The sequence below is a fragment of the Streptomyces sp. C genome (assembly GCF_000158895.1).
Taxonomy (GTDB): domain Bacteria; phylum Actinomycetota; class Actinomycetes; order Streptomycetales; family Streptomycetaceae; genus Streptomyces; species Streptomyces racemochromogenes.
The window spans coordinates 6,594,641-6,595,568 of sequence record NZ_GG657750.1; the positions used below are offsets into that span (position 1 = coordinate 6,594,641).

Genomic DNA, 928 nt, shown 5'->3' on the forward strand with positions numbered 1-928 from the left:
GGGCGCGGTCCGCTCCGTCCGCGGGGACCGGAGCGGCCCCCCGCCGGAGGGCGAGCAGGCCGGAGTGGACGAGTTCTGGCTGCTCGCACAGGAGTTGCGCAGCGCCCGGGAACAGGCGCAGACGACCCTCGTCCGGCTGGCCCTGCCGGCCGCGCCGACCGACAGCGACCGCAAGGTGGAGGTCTTCGTCAACCTCGCGCGCCGGCTTCAGTCGCTCGTGCACCGCGAGATCTCACTGCTCGACGGGCTGGAGGACACCGTCGAGGACCCCGACCTGCTGAAGGAGCTCTTCCACGTCGACCACCTCGCCACCCGGATCCGCCGGCACGCCGAGAACCTCGCGGTGCTGGGCGGGGCCGCGTCCCGGCGCCAGTGGACCCGGCCCATCGACCTGAGCGAGGTGCTGCGGTCCTCGGTGGCCGAGGTCGAGCAGTACACCCGGGTCAAGGTGGTGCCCCCGGCCGGCGGCACCGTCCGGGGGCACGCCGTCGCCGACGTGGTGCACCTGCTGGCCGAACTCGTCGAGAACGCCACCGTGTTCTCCGCCCCCGACACGGACGTGGTGGTGCGGGCCGAGCGGGTCACCGCCGGGATCGCCGTCGAGGTGGAGGACCGCGGGCTGGGCATGCCGGCGGAGGAGCAGCACCGGATGAACACCCTGCTGGCCGACCCCGACCAGGTGAGCGTCCGGCACCTGCTGGCCGACGGGCGGATCGGCCTGTTCGTGGTCTCGGCGCTGGCCCGGCGGCACGGCATCGCCGTCGAGCTGAAGTCCAACATCTACGGCGGGGTGCTGGCCGTCCTCGTACTGCCCCAGGGCCTGCTGGGCGCGGAGGCCCCGGGCGCGGCCGACGCGGCGGGCGGCTCGCGGGCCACCTCGTGGGGCACCGTCTAACTGGCCGGACACGCTCCGCCCCGCGCCCCGCGA

General features: G+C 74.9%; 1 pseudogene. It reads left to right on the forward strand.

Annotation, left to right across the window (positions count from 1 at the left end):
• Positions 1-847: pseudogene (locus SSNG_RS29595) on the forward strand (ATP-binding protein); the annotation flags it as partial.
• Positions 848-928: the final 81 nt, after the last annotated feature.